The 1,303-nt window shown below is 41.1% G+C and carries 2 protein-coding genes; both read left to right on the top strand.

Going from position 1 to position 1,303, the window contains the following annotated elements; all coding sequences use genetic code 11:
• The first annotated feature begins 72 nt into the window (after nt 1-72).
• Nucleotides 73-711, top strand: a complete 639-nt coding sequence (locus QUF07_RS13970; protein WP_084989044.1) for a recombinase family protein — start codon at nt 73-75, stop codon at nt 709-711.
• A 91-nt stretch (nt 712-802) separates the two neighbouring features.
• Complete coding sequence (locus tag QUF07_RS13965) at nt 803-1,297, top strand: DUF7679 family protein (protein ID WP_172885099.1); 495 nt, start codon at nt 803-805, stop codon at nt 1,295-1,297.
• Nucleotides 1,298-1,303 lie beyond the last annotated feature (6 nt).

The raw sequence follows: 1,303 nt of genomic DNA, 5'->3' as shown, positions 1-1,303 counted from the left end.
CTACCCTATTGTATTCGGTTGAAAGTTGGATTATTATTAGTTACATATAAGTGATCCGGAGGCATTCTGAAAATGACAAAAATTGGTTACGCACGTGTTAGTACTCGTGAGCAAAATCTAGCCCGGCAAATTGAACAACTACAAGCAGCGGGAGTGACAAAACTTTTCCAAGAGAAACTTTCTGGAAAAAATGCTGCCCGCCCACAACTTCAAGCCATGCTGGATTATCTTCGTGACGATGATGAGGTAATTGTGCTAAGTTTAGATCGGTTAGGTAGAAATTCAGCCGATTTAACAGAAATTATGGAAGCTATTCGCCATAAGGGGGCCACCTTAAACATTTTAAATTTACCGAGCTTTAATAGTATTGAAGATCCTAACTTACGTAACTTGATTACCAATATCATTATTGAGCTTTATAAGTATATGGCCCAAGAAGAACGTGAGACAATCAAAGTAAGACAGCGACAAGGGATTGAAATTGCTAAACGGCAAGGAAAATATCATGGTAAAGTCCGTGAATATGGACCACATTCACCGAATCGACAGAAACGTTATATTTATAAAGAAGCCTGTCGTTTGCTAACGCGCCGGGAACAGGGAGAAGAATTAACCAAACGGCAGATCGCGCGGATGTTGGGGATTGCCCCAGTTACCCTCTATCGGATCGAAAAGTATCGAGCGGAAGACCAAATTAAAGCAGCTAATTGATAAAGAAGCTCGTAAAGATCCAGATAAGACAAAAGTTGCCAATTTTGCCCATCATGTGGCATACTCTGAAATTAAATGAAGGTGGTTTAACATGACTAAGCTCTGGTGTGCCAAGATCCAATTGACAACTAAACAGCGTACCTATCGCTTTTCTAATGATTTACAATTGGCCTTAAACCAAACGGCACACCCCCAGCAAATTTTACAAGCATTGATTGTCGTTCCTTTGGCCCCCTACACTGATAAGCAACAACCACCGATGGGAGTTGGCAAGATTCAGAAGATTTATAAAATGGCTTGGTTTAAAACCAGAGGCCTGCCAATTACACGAGGTCAATTGATGGGAGCAGCCTACTGGACCGAACGTCCGTATGTCCAAGTTGCCGGATATTTGACTCATAATTATGTTTGGTGGAGTCAACAACAAATTAGCAAAGACATTACCTATTGGCAACGTCAATTTTATCAGCAAACGGCTTATCACAGTCCCCTTTGGCGGAAAATTACCAATTGGCGGATTCGACGCCAATTAGGGCGAATTAAGCGACAACGCTGGCAAAAGAATATTCAATATTGGCATATTTAAAGTAGT

This window comes from Lentilactobacillus sp. TOM.63 (assembly GCF_030361045.1).
Classification (GTDB): domain Bacteria; phylum Bacillota; class Bacilli; order Lactobacillales; family Lactobacillaceae; genus Lentilactobacillus; species Lentilactobacillus dabitei.
Note: the sequence above shows the minus strand (reverse complement) of the source record. Positions and strands in the feature narration are given on the sequence as shown.